The sequence below is a fragment of the Pseudomonas algeriensis genome, assembly GCF_048847255.1.
Taxonomy (GTDB): Bacteria; Pseudomonadota; Gammaproteobacteria; order Pseudomonadales; family Pseudomonadaceae; genus Aquipseudomonas.
This window is the reverse complement of record NZ_JBKKRK010000011.1, coordinates 20007-38314: the sequence shown is the minus strand read 5'-3', so window position 1 is coordinate 38314 and position 18308 is coordinate 20007. Positions and strand designations below refer to the sequence as shown.

Below are 18308 nucleotides of genomic sequence, written 5' to 3'. Positions count from 1 at the left end.
AACATCCCGGCTATTTGGGATAAAGCGGCGGCAAGCTGGAATCACCCGCCGCGTCCGGCGTTCCCTCGAGCGGCGGAATGGCGCGGATGGCGCGCCACAGGTCTTCGCCTTGCCAATATTGGCCGGTTTCGCTGTAGAGGGCGCCGTTCAAGCCGTCGAGGGCATCGGACAGCGGCACGAAACGCGCCGCCATGTCGGCCAGGGTTTCCGGTTGCTGCCGGGCCCAGGCGTCCAATGCCTGGCGAGTAGCGTGCGAGTCGTTGGCCAGGCAGGCACGCTTGAGGTCATCGAGCAGGGTGCGCGGGCTTGGCCCGGCCTGGGTCGAGCGCAGGACGGCGGGTTGCCAGCGGGCGCGCCACCACAGGCCGAAACCGAGCAGCGTCGTACACGCCAGAATGAGCGTGCTCAACTGCCAATACCAAAGTGTCTCGCTGTCGACGGTCGTGACGATCTGCGCAGTGCCCGCCGGCGTGTCGACCATCAAGCTTGGATTGTTCGCCACTTGCAGCGTGCGCGCGGGCAGGCTGGTGCGGTCCAGGTGATCTTCCAGCGTGTTCCACCAGACCACTTCAACCGGCGGCAGCTCGATAGTGCCGCTGCGGTTGGGCACCAGTGCCTCGCGGTCTTCGCGGCTGCCCACCAGGCCACGTTCGCTGCTGCGGCTGCTCAGCACCGGCTGGTCGGGGTAACGGCGCAGGCCGTTGATTTCGGTAGCAGGCAGTGGCGGCAATTGGGCGCTGGTCAGACCCTCGGCTTCCAGGGTCAAGCTGCGGGTCAATGAGTCGCCGACCTGGCTGTGGGTCGGTTCCGGGCTCCAGCTTTCGCTCAAGGACAGACTGCGGGCCGGCAGCCAGGGAAGGTCGGCCGGGTAGCTGGCGGGTTTTGGCTTGACGGTCAGCAGCAACTGCGTGGAGCTTACGCGCATCAGTTGGCCGGGCTTGGCGACGGGCGATGCGCCGCCCTGGGCGGTGGGTTCGACCAGCGTGGCGCTGAAGGTCTGGGCCGGGACCGCCAGCTCGCCGCTGCGCTGCGGATAAATGCCATAACGCAGTTCGATCACGCCGTGGCGCACGTCATTGATGACTTTCTCGTAGGTGCGCGATTCGCCCAGTTGCTCGGTGCGCGCATCGGGGATGTGCAAGGGTGTCAGGCTGCTGTCGTCGTAGAGCGACACCGAATGGTAGATGCGCAAGGTCAGGATCGCCTGGGCCTGCACGTACACTTCGGCCTGGTCGAGGCTGGCTTCGATGAACACCGGTGCGAGGGTGCCGGAAGCGTTGCGGGTTTCGCTTTCGATCACCTGCAACGTGATCGGCTGGCTGGTCACTTCCCCCAATTTCAGGGCCGGGATCACCACGGTGCCGCTCTGGCGGGGAAGCAGTGTGACGATCCAACGGGTCGTGGCGCGATTCTCGCCGTCGAGGGTGGTCAGTTGGTTGACCTGGCGGGTGCCTCGTACGTCGAACAATTCCTGGAGCGGGCTCAGATCGGGTTTGCCGAACAGCGTGGCGTCGTTGGATTCCAGCGTCAGTTCCACGGTCTCCCCCGAATTCAGGCGGCTGCGATCCACGCTGGCAGTCAACTGCGCAGCCTGGATCCCGGCAGTCCAGAGCAGCAAGGCGAGGAGGTAGACGGTGAAGCGGGTCATTGATCTTTTTCCTGGGCCTGGTGGCTTTGCTGTTCATACCAGAATTTACGCCTGAGCAGCTCACCCGGGTTGTCCGGGATCTGGCGCAGCCATTGTTCCAGCGCCTGGCGTTGTTCTTCTTCGTTGCGTTGACCCGCGGCCGGGCGAAGCGGCGGGGTGGTGGTCTGCTCGTCGGGCAACTCGCTGCCCGGCACATCCTGGGCGCCGGGCGGTGGGGCCTCGGACGCCTGGGAGTCGTCCGGCGTGGCTGTCGCTTCGGAGGAGGGGTGGCCCTGCTCGGACGACTGGCTGGGCCTGTCGGTCTCCTGCGGTTGCTCCGTGGGAGGCGGTTCCTGGTTTTCGGCAGGTTCGGGCTCGTCCGGTGGCGCAGTCTGTTCTTTGAGCAGGCTTTCCACCAGGGCTTTGTTGGTCTGCGCCGGACGCAGGTCCGGTTGCAACTCCAAAGCCTGCTCATAGGCATCGATCGCCGCCTCCAGCTCACCGCTGCGGGCCAGTGCATTGCCGCGATTGTAGTGGGAGCGGGCGTCGTTGCCTTCGGCGAATCGCCGAGCCGCTTCGCTGTACTCGCCGGCTTCGTAGAGGGCGACGCCTTGCCATTGCCTGTCCTCGAAACGGGCGGCGGCCTCGGCCGGGCGTTTTTGCTTGAGCAGGTGCTGGCCTTGCTGGTCGGGACGCAACCACAAATCCTGGAATTCGAAGGCATGGCCCGTTTGCGGCAGGACGAACAGCAGCGGCAGGCAGAAAAGCCAGCCGCGCCGCCCCGCGCACGCCGCCAGTAGCAACAGCGGCAGAAGCAGCCAATAACCCTGGTCAGCCCAAGTGTCCAGGCGCAATGTCTGGCCATCGCTGCGCAGTTGGCGCGGTGCGTCCATCAGGCCCAGGCCGCGCAGGTCGCTGTCGTCCACATGCGTGGCGCGGTAACGGCCGTCCAGCTCATTGACGAAGGACTTGAGGCTCGGACTGTCCAGGCGCGGCACGAGGATAGCGCCCTGGGCGTCCTTGAGGTAACTGCCGTCGTCCTGGGCCACCGGCGCGCCTTCGCGGGTGCCAATGCCCAGCATCAGCAAGCGGGTGGCGGAACCGTCCAGGACCTGGCGAATGCCCATGCGTTCCTGCTCGTTCAGCGACGAAGCGATCAGCAGGATACGCCCGTGGCCGAGCCCGGCCTGGTCCAGCAGGGCCATGGCCTTGTTGACGGCAAGGTCGGCGCGGTGGCCGCCTTGGGGCATGATCGATGGCAGCAGGGCTTCGAGCAGGTTGGCGCTGGTGGCCAGGTCATCGGACAGCGGCACCAGGGTGTGGGCACTGCCGGCGTAGACAATGATCGCGGTCTGGGCGTCGCTGCGGTTGTGCAGCACGTCCAGTATTTTGCGACGGGCTTGTTCCAAACGCGTGGGCGGGACGTCGGTGGCAAGCATCTCCGGGGTCAGTTCGAGGATAACCACCAGCGGATCGGCGGGTTTCTGGCTGGTCTGCTCGACCCGTGTCCAGCTGGGGCCAAGCAAGGCCAGCACCATCAGCAGCCAGCCCAGGCCCAGGGCAATCCAGGGCAGTTTGCTTTCACTTCCGCTGCCGCCGCTGAGCAGCACCCCATGGAATGCCGGGGGCAGGATCATCTGCCAACGGCCCACCCGTTTCTGCCGATGCCACAGTTGCCAGAGCAGCCAGCCCAGCAAGGGCAGCAGCAGGATGAAACCGGGGCGCAGCCAGTGCGGCCAGAGCGCGATCATCGGCGCCTCCGCAGTCGCAGGCGCTTGAGCCGCTGGCGCCATTCGGAAGGGTGCGCGGGTTGAAACAGCGGCTGGGTGAACAGGCGCTGCAATGGATTGTCCGGCCAGCGCTCCCGTGCCACCAGCAACATACTCAACACCAGTGCGACGGCTAGCGGCCACTGATACAGCGCGTGGGCCGGGCGGGCCTGGGTCGGTTGCTGGGACACCGGTTCGAGCTGGTCAAGCGTTGTCTTGATCGCCTGCAGTTGCTCGCCGTCTTCGGCCCGGAAATACTGGCCGCCGGTCACCTGGGCGATTTCTCGGAGTGTCGCTTCGTCGAGGTCCAGGCTCGGGTTGACGCCCAGGAACCCGGCGGTGCCACTTTGTTCCGGATCGGCGCCCACGCCGATCGGATAGATTTTCACGTTTTCATCGGCAGCCAACCGCGCGGCGGTCAGCGGGTCGATCTCGCCGCCGTTGTTGGCGCCATCGGTCACCAGAATCAATACTCGGCTCTGCGCCGGGCGTTGACGCAGGCGCTTGAGGGCCAGCCCGATGGCGTCGCCAATGGCGGTGTTTTTGCCGGCGATGCCTACGCGCGCTTCGTCGAGCCAGCGCCGCACGGTGTGGCGATCGAACGTCAGGGGCGCTTGCAGATACGCCTGGGTGCCAAACAGAATCAGGCCGACCCGGTCACCTTCGCGGCTTTCGAGGAAATCGCCGAGCGTGCGCTGGACCAACGCCAGACGGCTGACGTCTTCGTCCTTCCATTGCATGTCGGGAAAGTCCATCGACCCCGACACATCCACCGCCACCAGCAGGTCGCGACCGCTCGCGGCGATCGGCAACGGCTCGCCCAGCCACTGCGGGCGGGCGGCGGCGATCAACAACAGGAGCCAAAGCAGGATGAAGGGGGCCTGCTGGCGCCACGTCGGTAGATTGGCCCGGGCCCGGCGGCCCACCAACCCTTCGAGTTCATCGAGGAAGCTGACCTTGAGCGCCGGCTCGCCACTGTCTGCAGCCGGCAGCACCAGGCGCATCAGCCAGGGCAGCGGCAACAGGACGAAGATCCACGGCCAGGCGAATTCAAACATGTTTGCGAATCCAGATTTCGACGGCTTGGGTCAGGCCGGCGATGGCTTTGTCATCGAGCTTGCATTCGGGTTTGTAGGCGCCCTCCACGAGAATCATCCATCGGGTCAGGCCGGCGGCCGGGCAGCGGTTATCGAGGAAGGCCAGCCATTTGCGCCCATTGAGTGTGTGGCTCTGGCTGTACGGATAGTGATTGCGGCACAAGCGCTTGAGCAGCCCGTTGAGTTGTTGCAACCAGGCGCCGGCCGGTGCGCCGTCGTAGGGCTTGGGCAGCAGCGCGAGCTCGGCCAGTGCGGCCAGACGCACCGGGTCCAGCGGTTGTTCGGCCCGGGCGCTGCTGCGTTTGATGGGGATGAATCGGCGTAACTGCCACAAGCCCAGGCCCAGCATCGGCAGTAACAACAGCAACAGCCACCAGCCCGGCGCGGGCGGCCAGAATCCGATGGGAGGCGGGGCCATCAGTGGCTGCAACTGATCCAGGCTGCTCATCGGGCTTTCCCCGGGCGCTTGGGATTCAGGTACTCACGCAGTTGTTCGACCATGTCGCCTTGAGTGCTCAAGGGGAGCATCAGGATCCGCAGCTTCTGGGCCAACATCTCCCAGCGCTCCAGCCGTGCTTCGGCCTTGGCGCGATAGGTCTGGCGTAACTCCAGGTTCAGCGTGTCGAGTTCCAGTTGCTCGCCGCCCTGGGCAAAACGCAGCAATCCGGCAGCGGGGAGGGCGTGATCCAGCGGGTCGGACAATGGCAACAGCAGCAGGTCGCAATGGCGCGAGAGAAGGGTCAGCTGCTGCTCGGCGCTGTCGGACAAGGCGCGCTCGTCGCAAATAATGATCGCCAGGCTGCCGGGGCGCAGCACCTCCCGGGCCCGGCGCAAGGCAACGCCGAAAGAGTCGCGGTCCGACTCGCCGTCGGGCTGGAGGGACTGATTGACCCGGACCAGACGGTTGAGCAATTGCAACAGGCTCTGCTTGCTGCGCCGTGGTTTGACTTCGTAATGGGCGTTGTTGCCGAATACCAGTCCGCCAACCCGGTCGTTATGCCCCAGCGCGGCCCAGCCGATCAGGCTTGCGGCCCGAGCGGCCAGCACCGACTTGAAAATCAGCCCGGAGCCAAAGAACAGGCGGTGGCTCTGCTCGATCATGATGAAGATCGGCCGCTCGCGTTCTTCGTGGAACAGTTTGGTGTGGGGTTCCTGGGTCCGCGCGGTGACCCGCCAGTCGATGGTGCGCACGTCATCGCCGGCCTGGTAGACCCGCACCTGATCGAAATCCACCCCGCGCCCGCGCAGCTTGGAATGGTGCAGGCCGATCAGTGGGCTGCGCTGGCCGGGCGTGGAGAACAACTGCACTTCGCGCACGCGATGGCGCATCTCGATCAGCTCCGAAAGGCTGACGCGGATGCCCGGGACGGGCGCCAGTGGGTTATTCATTGTCGATACTCAAGCGACGGCGACGACGTCGAGAATCCGCTGCACGACCCGGTCCTGATCGATGCCGGCGGCTTCGGCCTCGAACGACAGGATGATGCGATGGCGCAGCACGTCGAACAGCACGGCCTGGATGTCCTCCGGGCTGACGAAGTCACGCCCGGCCAGCCAGGCGTGGGCGCGGGCGCAGCGATCCAGTGCAATCGAGCCCCGTGGGCTGGCGCCGTAGGCGATCCACTCGGCCATTTCCGGATCGAACTTGGCCGGGTTGCGGGTGGCCATGATCAGTTGCACCAGGTATTCCTCCACGGCATCGGCCATGTACAACCCGAGGATTTCCTTGCGCGCCGAAAAGATCGCCTGCTGGCTGACGCGCCGCTCCGGCTTGGTCTCGCCGTTCAGTGCCTCGCCTCGGGCCTGTTGCAGGATGCGGCGTTCCACCGCAGCGTCGGGAAAACCCATCTTGACGTGCATCAGGAATCGGTCGAGTTGGGCTTCGGGCAGGGGGTAGGTGCCTTCCTGCTCGATCGGGTTCTGTGTCGCCATCACCAGGAACAGCGGCGACAGTTCATAAGTGCTGCGCCCGACGCTGACTTGCCGCTCGGCCATCGCTTCGAGCAAGGCGGACTGGACCTTGGCCGGGGCCCGGTTAATTTCATCCGCCAGCACCAGGTTGTGAAAGATCGGCCCTTGCTGGAACACGAAACTGCCGGTTTCGGGACGATAGATCTCAGTGCCCGTGATGTCGGCCGGCAACAGGTCGGGGGTGAACTGTATGCGATGGAACTGCGCTTCGATCCCCTCGGCCAGCTCCTTGATCGCCTTGGTCTTCGCCAGCCCTGGCGCGCCTTCCACCAGCATATGCCCATCGGCGAGCAAGGCGATGAGCAGGCGCTCGATGAGTTTTTCCTGGCCGAGAATCTGCGTAGAAAGAAAGGTTCGCAGCGCCAGCAGCGCTTCACGATGTTCCATCGATGACTGTTCCTGGAAAGGGTGGCCCAGGCGTTCGGATAACGCCGGGGCTGGGGGCGTTACTTTAATGCATGGCGGGGGGTGGCGACTAACGGGATTTTGATCGGCCGTGTGAATTGTGATCGGCTTGGAAACATTGGGGGGTGGGTTTGCTTGCCAAGAATCCCACCCGGACAGGCGCACTTACCCCGTGGCGAGGAAGCTTGCTCCCGCTTGACCGGGCTGGCGCTCCAGTGCAACGCACTCTCAAAATGAAGGGGTGTTTATCCGGACGTAGGAGTGCTCTGGAACAGGCTACGTTGTCTTGCGCCATTGCCTACGACTGCGCCAGAATCCGCCGGCTTGTGCGCTTGTAAGGCAGGTTCTATCGTTTCCGGGTCGTTGAGGAATCAGCGATCGGGTTTGGTAGCCCGGTTTTCTGGCGCAGGTGCAGCCTGATATAGGGGGCTTTTCGTCCTCTGTTTTATGGTGGTCATGCGCAGGGCGTCCTTGGACGCGCCGGGTTGCCAGATAACCGGTCTACCAACCTTCGTATGGCCACCTCCCTTCGTTTGGTAGCGAGAGAGATGGCTCCAATTTTCTAATCTGGAGTTTCATCTATGTTCAAAGTAACGCCCAACCCACCGAACACCGATTCGTCCTCACCGCGCCCAAAAACCAAGTCCCAAAAACACGACGAAGTCACCGACCGAGTCCTCGACCATTACCTAAAACGCAAACCGGCCAAACCCGGAGCAGAACCTGCCCCCGGCCAACTCTTTACCGTCAACAAAGACATCGACACCGAAAGCTTGCTTGCCTACCTCAGCGAAACCCTGGCTTCGGCCAATGCCATGGCCAATGACTTGGCTTTCGACCTGGACGGTTCACGCCGGCATTTCCTCCTGGGCATTCAGCAACTGATCGAACTGGGCAGCCTGCTGGCGAACCGTGCACTGGACAACATCGAAACCCGTCAGCCGACATAACCCCGTGGCGAGGGAGCTTGCTCCCGCTGGGCTGCGCAGCAGCCCCAAACCGAGCCGGCGCGGTTCCCCATACACACCGCGCCCGCCGGGCCTGCGACTGCTGCGCAGCCGAACGGGAGCAAGCTCCTTCGCCACAAGGGACTTGTGTCATTCCTTAAATTTGGGCAAACGGCAAAACCTTGGGAGCGAGCCTGCTCCGGCGGCGATCCGACGATGACGGCAGCAGATCCAGCACCCTATTTCGCTAGTTCTGCATCCGAATCTCATCCACCAGCAGCTTGATTGCTGGCCTGTCGATAAGATCCAGCCAGCGACCATCCTCCACGATTGCCCCGTCATGCATCACAATGACCCGGTCAAACCGATGCAGGTGGTCAATGTCATGGGTGACACATATCAGCCCCTGCCCGGCGAAAACGTCGAATCGAGAAGCGCGAAGAGCACGAGGGGCGTGAGGTTATTTGGCAGATTGCAGCCCGGCGCAGCACTTACAAAAAACATGGAAAACACAGTGCCTTGTACAAAGCGGTGCGCACGATCGAGAAGGCCAAGGCTCATGTTCGCGCCAAGGTCGAGCACCCGTTTCGGGTGATCAAGCGCCAGTTTGGTTATGAAAAGGTGCGCTTTCGAGGGTTGGCCAAGAACACTGCTCAGATGGTGACGTTGTTCGCCCTGTCAAACCTATGGATGGCACGTCGATATTATTGGCGAGCACAGGAGAGGTGCGCATGTAGTACAGCAAATGAGCGCTGCGAAGCGCCTTGCTGCGCCCGGAAGGGCTGAAAAATGAAGAGAATGGATCAAATTATGACACGGGTCGTTTTTTGAAAAGTGCTGACGGTTCAATAGCCGGAAAATATCCGGCTATTTCAGACCATCCCTAGAGCGGTTGAGTGGGCGTTAAAAAGAATATTTCTGAGTAAAAAGAAAAAGTCTAAAACTTGAGGGGAGGCGAATACAAAAAACCGCCTCTGTTTTATCTTTAATTAGGGCTGATGGTGTACGACGTACTCCAGGCCGACTCAACGCCATTCTTAATGGTTCGAGCGGTTACTGTAACGGGGCGGCCGATAGTTAAGCCAACGTTCCAATGTCCATTAGAATCGGTTGTAGTCTGCGCGAGCAGAGTACCATAGCCGGATTCGCAAAGTTGAAGGGTCGCGCTTTCAACGCCCGTCCCTATAACTGTCGGAGTCGGGCCCGTAACACTGTTGTTAGTTAGGTTTTTAATTATAGGTGCGGTTCTAGGATCCATAGCCATTTGTTTCTCCAAATTAAAATTTGCAGTGAAATATGAAATATACAAAAAACAACTTGTAATTTCGATTCTCGCCTATGTGAAAGTCGATTTAAGATCTCGGCTTTCGTATAAACAGTAGTTTTTTTCAGAGTGTTTATCTACTGTCAGTTCTGACAGGTTTTATACGCTTTTGCAATAAGTTTTATAGTTAAAGCTTATCGGTCAAGCAGCGGAGCTGTTGCCCGTTCGTCAAAACGCGCCTCAGCCCGCCACCAAAATCCAGCGCAGTCCTCATCGGTCGGCGCCGGAACAAGCACACTTGCATCAGGCCCTCTGCACCGTCATAAGTATGGATCTGGTAAGAATGGCGTGATTTTTTCTATTTGAAATCAATGGATTAATTTTTGTGTGATGAGAGTGGCCTGCCCGCGAGGCAATTTCGAATTCACCACCGCTGTGGCGGATGAACCCCCAACTTCGTAGCCGCCAAAGCCCACTGCAACGGCACCGCTCCGACCTTACAGCGGCGACAGCAAGCGTTGCGCCGGGCCCCAGGAGGCCTGTTCCAGCACCGGATTCCAGTCTTGCGCCTCAACAGGTGAAAAGTAGGGAGGCGTAAGTTCAGAAATAACACCGACGAACTATGCGAGTCTGCCCGTGAGGGCGATAGAATTGACGACTTGAGACTCAGCCTTTCCAAACCCCTGCATTTACCAGATTCATCGGCCGCTCACCCGCCAGCGCTGCCAGCAGGTTGTCCACGGCACAACAGGCCATCGCTTCCCTTGTCTCATGGGTGGCCGAGCCGATGTGCGGCGTCGCCACCACGTTGTCCATCAGTAACAATGGCGAGCCCGGGTCCAGGGGCTCGCGCTCGAAAACGTCCAGCCCGGCGCCACGGATCTGCCCGTTGCGCAAGGCGTCGATCATTGCCGCTTCGTCGACGACTTTGCCTCGGGAGATGTTGATGAAGATGCTGTCAGGGCGCATCTGCGCAAACGCCCGTGCATCGATCAGGTCTTCGGTTTCAGCGGTCAACGGCAAGGTCAGGCATATGAAGTCGGCCTGTTGCAGCAGCGTATCCAGATCGCAATAGCGCGCATTGAAACGCTGCTCCACCGCAGGCTTGGGCGAGTGACTGTGATAGAGCACCGGCATGCCGAAGCCAAAGTGCCCGCGCTGGGCCAGGGCTTCGCCGATGCGGCCCATGCCGACGATGCCCAGGGTCTTGCCGTGGACGTCGCTGCCGAAATGTCGGGGCCCGATGCTCTGTTGCCAACCGCCTGCGCGGACGAGGTTGGCCAGCTCCACCACGCGTCGGGCGGTTGCCAGAATCAAGGCGAAGCCGGTGTCGGCGGTGGTTTCGGTCAACACATCCGGCGTGTTGGTGAGCAGGATCCGGCGTTCGGTCAGGTAATCGATATCGTAATTGTCGACGCCCACCGAAACGCTGGCGATCGCCTCAAGGTTGGGGGCCAGGTCCAGCAGCGACGGATCGAGCCTGTGGCTCGCGCCCAGCAGGGCATGGGCGCTGGGCAGGGCGGTGCGCAGTTGCGCCAGGCCCTGGGCGTCCAGGTTTTCGATGAGGGTGACCTGGGCATGCGCCTGCAAGCGATCCATCAGTTGCGCTGACAGCTTTTTGTACAACACCACGTGCTTTTTCATAGGGGTTCCCGATTCGTTAACGGACAGGCGCCGCGTGAGGCGTCGCGGTTTTGGACACGACCCGGTCGCTGGCGCCGGGCTTGAGGGCCAGGGTCAGCACCACCGACAGCAGCAAGGCGCCGCTCATCAGCAGGAAGGACATGCCGGTGGAGCCGGTGGAACCGTTGAGGTAGCCCACCAGATAGGAGCCGCCGAACGAACCCAGCGCGCCCATGCTGTTGATCAGCGCCATGGCGCCACCCGCGACATTGGCCGGGAGAATCTCCGGAACGATGGCGAAAAACGGCCCGTAGGGCGCGTACATGCAGGCGCCGGCAATCACCAGCAAGGCATAGGACCACCAGAAGTGTTCAGCTCCGAGCAGATAGGAGGCGTAAAACGCGATGGAGGCGATCAGCAGCGGCGGCCAGACGAAACGCTTGCGTTTCTGGACCTTGTCCGACGCCCAGGACACGATCAGCATGGCGATCACTGCCGCCAGATAAGGCAGCGATGACAGCCATCCGGCCTCGACCATGTTCATCTTCAGGCCTGCCTTGAGGATCGACGGCAACCACAGCACGAACCCGTAGACGCCAATGCTCCAGAAAAAAAACTGCAACGCCAGGATGATCACTTTCGGCGAGCGGAAGGCCTCGGCATAGTTCTTCACGGCCTTGATACCGACCTGCTCGGCGGCCAGCACGCTTTCCAGGTCCTTCTTCTCCTGCTCGCTGAGCCACTTGGCCTGGGCTGGACGATCATCGGCCAGGCGCCACCAGACAAAAGCCCAGAGCACCGCCGGCAGGCCCTCGATGATGAACATCCAGCGCCAGTCGAATTGCTCGACGAGGTACCCCGAGACCACCGACATCCACAGCATGGTGACCGGGTTGCCAAGGATCAGGAAGGTGTTGGCCCGCGAGCGTTCGGCCCGGGTGAACCAATGGCAGAGATAGACCAGCATCGCCGGCATCACGGCGGCTTCCACCACGCCGAGCATGAAGCGGATCACGATCAGCCAATACGCATTGGAGACCACGCCCGTGAGGGTCGCCAGCGAGCCCCAGAGGATCAGGCTGACGAAGATCAACTTCTTCACGCTGTGCTTCTGCGCGTAGATCGCCCCAGGGACCTGGAAGAAAAAATAGCCGAGGAAAAACAGCGCGCCGAGCAACGAGGACAGCCCTGGCGTGATCATCAAGTCTTCGGCCATGCCCGAAGCCGCGGCGAAACCATAGTTGGCCCGGTCCAGGTAGGCCAGACTGTAGGTGATGAAGACGATGGGCATGATGTACCACCAGCGGCGGGTGGCGAGGTTGAGCGTTTGCATGTCGTTGACTCCTGAGCTTGTTGTTTTTATGCAGCAGGTGCGTTTAGCGGTGGATTCAATCGCGAGCGAGCTCGCTTCCACAGGGGTAACTCGAATCTTTGTGGGAGCGAGCTTGCTCGCGATGGGCGGTTTCAAATTCAGCCGACAATTCCCGGCGCGTCGGCAGCCCTTCCATATCTCCACGGTTCTGCACCGCGCGGCTGCCAATCCAGTTCGCCCGCCGTACCGCCTCGGTGATGTCGCGGCCTTCGAGCAATGCGCTGATCAGGCCGACGGCGAAGCCATCCCCGGCGCCCACGGTGTCCACCACCCGGGCCACCGGCACGCCGGCGATGAATCCCTGGTCACGCGAGGTGCGGTAATAAGCGCCGTCCGGGCCGAGCTTGATCACCACGGCTTCGGCGCCCTGGTCCAGGTAGAACGCGGCGATGTCGGCCGGGTCGTCAAAACCGGTCAGCAACCGACCTTCACCGAGGCCGGGCAAGACCCAGTGGGCGAGGGCGGCGTGGCGATTGATCTCGCTGATCATCGTCGCTTCGCTGGACCACAGGCTCGGGCGCAGGTTGGGGTCGAACGACAGGCTGCGGCCGGCCTCGCGCATGCGGGTCATCAATTCGAAGGACATCGCCCGTGCAGTCACAGACAGCGCTGGCACGATACCGGTGGCATGCAAATGACGGGCGGCGAGCAATGGCGGTGCGATGGAGTCCACGGACAAGTGACTGGCCGCCGAACCACGCCGGAAATATTCGACTTGCGGGTCGCTGCCATCGTCGGTACGGGACTTGAGCTGGAACCCGGTAGGGTGCGCCGGATCAACCGCCACGTGACGGCAATCCAGGCCTTCCTTTTCCAGCGTCTGCACCACGAAACGGCCCAGCGAGTCGGCGCCGACCCGACTGAGCCACGCGACTTGAAAGCCCAGCCGCGACAAGCCGATGGCCACATTGCTGTCGGCCCCGGCGATGCGTTTGTGAAACTGGTTGACGGCCGCCAGGTCGCCGGTCTCGTCGGCCACCAGCATGGCCATGGTTTCACCGAACGACAGCACATCGATCTCAGACATGAGCGGCCTCCCGGCGCGATTGCCCCAGGCGGGACAGGGTGGCGACATGTTCAGCGGTCAGTTGCAGCAGGTCATCGCCTTCTAGCGGGTACTCGGCGGCGCGCATCACGCCGACCGGCATGTGTTTGAGCAATTGCTCCCACAGGTGCAGGTCGGTCGCGGCTGGCGGCACCGCGACCAGCTTGCCATCGGCGCGTCGGGCCACGGCCTTGCAATGCACATATGCCACGTGCCGTCCGAGTTGCCGGGCGGCCACGGTGGCTGATTGGTCCTGCCATTGCCAGTTGCCGATGTCGAAGGTCATGCCGATGGGTACCCCGCGTTCTTCCACCGCCGCGAAGAAGCGTTGCAAGGGCTCGATCCGCCCGCCTTGCAAGGTCTGGTCGTTTTCCACCAGCAGTTGCACCGGGCTTGCCGATAGGGCATCCGCCAGGGCTGATACATCGTGGGAGTCAGTGAAGTGGCCGAGGGAAACCTTCAGCCAAGCCGAGCCGAACGCTTCGCAACGTTGCAGGGTGGACGCCAGGGCGGGATTGGGCCTGGGCTGGCCGGGGAGCCAGAGTTCGATCGGCGATGAAAAGATACTTTCCAACCCCTGGGCCCGCGCCCCAGCGGCCAGTTCGGCGGGTTGTTCGGTGGTGAGCAGCTCTTCGCGCCATTCGATGCGCGACGCGCCGGCGGCGGCCAGCAGGGCGATGAAGCTGCCTTGACCATGCTGGCGTACGAGGTCGGCGCCGTAACTGGAGAGGCTGATGGAAACGGCTGGTTTGGTCATTGTTGTTGTACCTCTGAAACCGGTTTCAGTTTTGGTCAAAAAAATTTAGGTGGTGTGCTGGAGGGCCCTATCGCGAGCAAGCTCGCTCCCACAGGTCCGCGCGACACTGAAAATCCCTTATGGGAGCGAGCTTGCTCGCGATAAGGCCCTCACCATCACCGAACATTCCCAAGCGTCGACCCACGCTCAATCAACCGCGCCGAGAAATCCAGCGTCTGCACCGGCCCGTTATCGCCGCGCAGACGCTTGAGCAGGCATTCGAACGCGCGGGCGCCGATTTCAGCGGTGGGTTGGGCGAGGGCGGTAATGCCGCTGCCCACCAAGGGATACCAGTCCAGGTCATCGAGGGCGATCAAACCGATATCGTCGAACAAGTGGCAACCCAAATCGCGTAATGCCTGGGTCGCAGCCAGCGCGGCGATACCGTTAGCGCAAAACAACGCCTTGGGGCCACGGTCCGGCTGGGCGAGAAAGGTCTTGATGCGCGGGAGCAGTTGATCGCAGGTTTCCACCACGGTGCCGGCCAGGGCTGGGCGTCGTTCGATGCTGGCCTTGAAACTGTCGACCCGCTCGATCCGCGAACTGGTGCCATCGTACGGCTCGGTGACCAACAGCAGGTCGCGGTAGCCGCGCTGTTCGAGGTGATCGAGGGCCATCTCGACGGCGGCCGGGTTGTCCAGCCCGACGAGGTCGGCTTCGAGTCGATCGACCTTGCGATCCACCAGCACCATGGGCATCTCGCTGCGCAGTTCGACCAGCTCATCGCGGTGATGACCCAGCGTGTTCACAATCAGCCCTTCGACGTTATAGGCGCGCAGCAGCGCCAGGTGCTGGCGCTCCTGCTCATCGTCGCGGTCGGTGTTGCACACCACCAGGCTGTAGCCGTGGCGCCGGCAGGCGGTTTCCACGCCATGCATCACGGCAATCGAATAGGGGTTGCGGATATCGGCCACGAGCATGCCGATCAGGCGCGTGCGCCCGCGCTTGAGGCCGCGGGCCATCTGATTCGGCCGGTAGCCCAGCTCGCTGATCGCCTGCTCGATGCGCCGGGCGATGGCTTCCGAGAGCAGGGCGCGGTCCTCGCCAATGAAACGCGAGACACTGGCCTTGGAGACCCCAGCGCGTTCGGCGACGTCGAGCATGGTCACGCGGCTGCGCTGGGCGGCGGAGAAAGAATTCACGGATTGAAACCTGCTTTTTAGATTTATTGAGGCTCTGAAACCGGTTTCAGGAAACACCAGAACTCATTCGGTCGTCAAGGGCGGCGCGTCACAGGTACGACCGACGGTGCTTCGCATCACTAGGACAGACGCGACGATCCAAGCAGGCCTTCAACAGAACCGGGCCAGCCAGGCGATTTGCAGCGCGCCAGGCCGTGTGGTTAGCTGCCTGCCTTTCCCAGCTCTTAGACTGCCAAAGCCACTATGAACTTTACCCAGCCTCGTTTGAGATTGCTGTCGGAGTGTGGCCCTGTTGGTGGTGGGTTGTGCGTCCTTCTATTGGCTTCGCCACGGCGGTGCGCCGGTCGATGAAGGTTTTGGCGCCGAAGAACTGAATGAAGGGGGCATCGAGGACATCAGCGCGCTGGCGCCTTCCGAGGTGCAGAAGCGCCTTAATTACTTGATCCAGGATACCGGTGAAACCCTCAGGTCCCTGGAGCGGCTCAGTGACGTGCAATTGAGCCTGACCCTCTCGACGAGCGAGCCTGCCGGCGAGCAGCCGTTGCAATACGAGTCGCTGTTTGTTCCGTACACCAGCGCGCAGTTGAAAGCTGAATTGGCGTCGATCCAAGGCCTGCGTTTTGCCCAGAGGCTGTTTGCCGATGGTTCTGAGGTGCGGCTCGATACCAGCACGCTTGATCCGCTCTGGAAGCGCGCCGCCATGCCGGATGAGCCGACGGCCGAGCAGTATCTGCCGCAGCGCTTGGTTTTTCGCGATGGCAGCGAAAAAACCTTCGCCGAGTTCAAGGCGCCGCCCAAGGTCGAGTCCGAGGACATGATCGCGTCTCATGATGCCTTCGCACTTGCGGTGAACAAACCGCTGGCGAGTCTGGGTCTGACGGTCGCTTACCGCAGTTATCCCGCGTTCCGGAAAGTGGTGCTGGATAAGGATCAGCCGAAAGTGACCCTGGACGGCCAGTCCTTCCAGCTCATGGCCCTGGGTGATGGCAGCGCCTCCGTGCGCTTGAGTACGCCGAAACTATCGACTTTCGTGGTGCAGGGGCTGGACGATAAGGGCAGGGCGCTCTACAGCAACGGGAACAGCTCCCGGGCGTTCCCCTCCGATGGCGACATCGCGGCGTTGCACGACTATTACAACGCGCTGCTGCAGGCCAAGGACGACTTCAAGCAGCTCAAGACCGGCCAGGCGGTGCAACAGCAGTTGGAACGCCTGAGCGAGGCGCTGGCCGCTCAGGCGGGGCCATTGAAAAACACCGAGGTCGACTATCGATTTGAAGCCACCCCGCAACGTATCGTCATCCATGTGCTCGACCCGATGGAGGACTACACCGTTGAGTTCACCCAGGTCGACAACGTCCTGGCAGCTCAGGCGCGGTACATCGCCTTGGACCGCAAGGCCGAGCGCTATGGCTTTATCGACCAGGCCGGCCAGTGGCTGATCAAGCCCCGTTGGGTGCAGGTACAAGATACCCAGGTAGCCGATACCTACACGTTGTCTTTTCCGGAGAAGCCCAGCGACCCAGAGTCGCAGTGGCAGGCGTTGCGCAGCCAGCTGGCCTATTTCCCCGCCGGCAGCAACAAGCTTGTCGACCTGCCGTTCGAACACATCACCGAGGCGCTGAGCGATGGCCTGCTGCTGGTGGAGCGTGAAACCAACGGTCCTTATGGGCTCTACGATGCCAGGCATCATCGGTTCGTGTTGCCGATGAAATTCGTCAACCCCACCGTAACGGACAGCCTGTTCATTGCCCGTATTGGCAAGCGAACTGATCTCATGGAAGGCCTGTACGGCGCTTATACCCTGGACGGCAAGGAGATCCTGCCGACGCAATTCTCGGGCATCGAGCACAGCGTGGGTCTGCTCTACGCCAGCTCCGCCGATAGGAGTCGTGAGGATGTTTTCGACCTGGAAGGTAGACGGATCAACCTTCAGGGCTACAACGTGATTGGTCGGTTCGCGGGGCAGCAGCCGCTGCTGGTGCAGGACACCAAAAGCAGGAAGTTCGCTTTTATCGATCGCCAGGGCGCGCGGCTACCGATCAAGTTGCCCTATGACGAAGTGACGCCGTTCTCCAACGGTATGGCGGTGGTGGGACGTGATGGCAGCTACGGTGCCATCGACCTGGCGGGGCGGTTGAAAGTGCCGCTGGATTACGACCAGATCAACGCGTTTCAGACCCGTTATGCAGCGGCGATCCGGGCCGGTGGGGGGTACCTCGTTGGTCTTGATCAGCCCGGAAAACAAACTGTCCAAGGAACTCGGTTCGTACACCAGCATGAAAGTGCCGGAGAACGGCAACGAGGCCCGTTATTACGTGAGGGATCGGAATAACAGTGACGAGTACCTGGCCTATGACGCCGATGGCAATCTGGTGCAGAACGACGAATAACAGCTGGCGCACTGATCTTGTGGCGAGGGGATTTATCCCCGCTGGGCTGCGAAGCAGCCCTAAAGCAGTGAACTCAATCCTCCTGGCGCACCGAGTTGCCTGGTTTGGGGGCCGCTTCGCAGCCCAGCGGGGATAAATCCCCTCGCCACAGAGGTGCGGTCGCCTTGGGCGTCAGAGCTGGCTTATATAGGTCCCCGTGCCCCTGAGGATGTTCTGCAAGGTCAGCTCCACTTCCGCCACGTCCGTCACCTTGGGATCGAAGGTTATTTCCAGCACATCATCGCCATTGAGCGCATCGGCGTCCGTCGCGGCGATTTCGAGTTTCAGCAGGGTCGGGCTGAGGGTGACCTTGACGCCGTCCAGCGTCGAGGGCTCGCCGTCCAGGGTTATCTCCAGTTCGTCTTCGTCCGGATAGCGCGTCATCAGGAACATTTCGCCCTGGGCGCTGTGGCAGCAGAGCATGGCCATGTTGTCTTCTTCGTCATCGCATGGGTTGGCGATCAGCAGGGCGGTGGTCATTTGCATGGGAAGGCTCCTGGCTCCGATGAGCCTTGCGGGGGCAAAAACGGGATTCTGCCAGTCCCGGCGAATTTCTGCTGGATTACCACCGCAGGGTGCCGTTTGGCCCTGGGACTGCTAGGGTCTGTATGAAATGTGCTCGCGCACATTTCATACACAGCCTAGGGTTGTTCGATGCCTGGCGAGCGGGGGAGCTAGCCGATGACCGAATATGTCGCAGCGCTGCAAGCAGGCACGTTGTCGCACTCGTTAAGCTGCGCAACGGATGTGTACCTGCAAAGAGCATCGCGGAGTGTTTTTTGCAGGTGGTCATTACGTTGCAATTAGGTGAGAAAAGGATG

General features: G+C 61.8%; 14 protein-coding genes and 1 pseudogene. 3 read left to right on the top strand and 12 right to left on the bottom strand.

The window, feature by feature from the left end:
• Window positions 1–10: 10 nt before the first annotated feature.
• Genes ACLK1G_RS17330 through ACLK1G_RS17305 form a run of 6 tightly spaced genes read right to left on the bottom strand, consistent with a single transcriptional unit; the run spans window position 11 to window position 6851 of the window.
• Window positions 11–1648 carry a BatD family protein gene (locus ACLK1G_RS17330; RefSeq protein ID WP_420766536.1) on the bottom strand — a complete coding sequence of 546 codons (1638 nt, stop codon included), beginning with the start codon at window positions 1646–1648 and terminating at the stop codon, window positions 11–13.
• Window positions 1645–3378, bottom strand: coding sequence for a tetratricopeptide repeat protein (locus tag ACLK1G_RS17325; RefSeq protein WP_420766535.1), 1734 nt, complete (start codon window positions 3376–3378; stop codon window positions 1645–1647). The genes ACLK1G_RS17330 and ACLK1G_RS17325 overlap by 4 nt, the downstream gene beginning before the upstream one ends.
• A complete protein-coding gene (locus tag ACLK1G_RS17320) occupies window positions 3375–4454 on the bottom strand; it encodes a vWA domain-containing protein (protein WP_420766534.1) in 1080 nt (359 codons plus the stop codon). The genes ACLK1G_RS17325 and ACLK1G_RS17320 overlap by 4 nt, the downstream gene beginning before the upstream one ends.
• Complete coding sequence (locus ACLK1G_RS17315; RefSeq protein WP_420766533.1) at window positions 4447–4941, bottom strand: DUF4381 domain-containing protein; 495 nt, start codon at window positions 4939–4941, stop codon at window positions 4447–4449. The genes ACLK1G_RS17320 and ACLK1G_RS17315 overlap by 8 nt, the downstream gene beginning before the upstream one ends.
• Window positions 4938–5882 carry a DUF58 domain-containing protein gene (locus tag ACLK1G_RS17310; RefSeq protein ID WP_420766532.1) on the bottom strand — a complete coding sequence of 315 codons (945 nt, stop codon included), beginning with the start codon at window positions 5880–5882 and terminating at the stop codon, window positions 4938–4940. The genes ACLK1G_RS17315 and ACLK1G_RS17310 overlap by 4 nt, the downstream gene beginning before the upstream one ends.
• A 9-nt stretch (window positions 5883–5891) precedes the next feature.
• The gene (locus ACLK1G_RS17305; RefSeq protein ID WP_420766531.1) at window positions 5892–6851 is read right to left on the bottom strand and encodes an AAA family ATPase; all 960 of its coding nucleotides are present in this window, start codon (window positions 6849–6851) and stop codon (window positions 5892–5894) included.
• Window positions 6852–7450: 599 nt separating this feature from the next.
• Between ACLK1G_RS17305 and ACLK1G_RS17300 the strand changes: the two genes are divergently transcribed.
• Together ACLK1G_RS17300 and ACLK1G_RS17295 are read left to right on the top strand one after the other, a co-directional pair.
• A complete protein-coding gene (locus ACLK1G_RS17300; protein ID WP_420766530.1) occupies window positions 7451–7819 on the top strand; it encodes a DUF6124 family protein in 369 nt (122 codons plus the stop codon).
• 423 nt (window positions 7820–8242) lie between these two features.
• A pseudogene (locus ACLK1G_RS17295) lies at window positions 8243–8553 on the top strand (transposase); the annotation flags it as partial.
• A gap of 1193 nt (window positions 8554–9746) precedes the next feature.
• Here the strand turns inward: ACLK1G_RS17295 and ACLK1G_RS17290 are convergent.
• The 5 genes from ACLK1G_RS17290 to ACLK1G_RS17270 form a co-directional block, all read right to left on the bottom strand.
• Window positions 9747–10724: an NAD(P)-dependent oxidoreductase gene (locus tag ACLK1G_RS17290; RefSeq protein WP_420766529.1), complete on the bottom strand. Its 978-nt coding sequence runs from the start codon at window positions 10722–10724 to the stop codon at window positions 9747–9749.
• A gap of 16 nt (window positions 10725–10740) precedes the next feature.
• Window positions 10741–12036, bottom strand: a complete 1296-nt coding sequence (locus ACLK1G_RS17285) for an MFS transporter (protein ID WP_420766528.1) — start codon at window positions 12034–12036, stop codon at window positions 10741–10743.
• 55 nt (window positions 12037–12091) lie between these two features.
• Complete coding sequence (locus ACLK1G_RS17280; RefSeq protein ID WP_420766527.1) at window positions 12092–13102, bottom strand: sugar kinase; 1011 nt, start codon at window positions 13100–13102, stop codon at window positions 12092–12094.
• Complete coding sequence (locus ACLK1G_RS17275; RefSeq protein ID WP_420766526.1) at window positions 13095–13877, bottom strand: sugar phosphate isomerase/epimerase family protein; 783 nt, start codon at window positions 13875–13877, stop codon at window positions 13095–13097. The genes ACLK1G_RS17280 and ACLK1G_RS17275 overlap by 8 nt, the downstream gene beginning before the upstream one ends.
• Window positions 13878–14032: 155 nt before the next feature.
• Entirely contained in the window at window positions 14033–15058 is a 1026-nt protein-coding gene (locus ACLK1G_RS17270; protein WP_420766525.1) for a LacI family DNA-binding transcriptional regulator, read from the bottom strand.
• A 283-nt stretch (window positions 15059–15341) separates the two neighbouring features.
• On the opposite strand from ACLK1G_RS17270, the gene ACLK1G_RS17265 reads away from it, so the two are divergent.
• Entirely contained in the window at window positions 15342–17390 is a 2049-nt protein-coding gene (locus ACLK1G_RS17265; RefSeq protein ID WP_420766524.1) for a WG repeat-containing protein, read from the top strand.
• Between the two features lie 229 nt (window positions 17391–17619).
• On the opposite strand, the gene ACLK1G_RS17260 is transcribed toward ACLK1G_RS17265, so the two are convergent.
• The gene (locus ACLK1G_RS17260) at window positions 17620–17973 is read right to left on the bottom strand and encodes a hypothetical protein (protein ID WP_420766523.1); all 354 of its coding nucleotides are present in this window, start codon (window positions 17971–17973) and stop codon (window positions 17620–17622) included.
• Window positions 17974–18308: the final 335 nt, after the last annotated feature.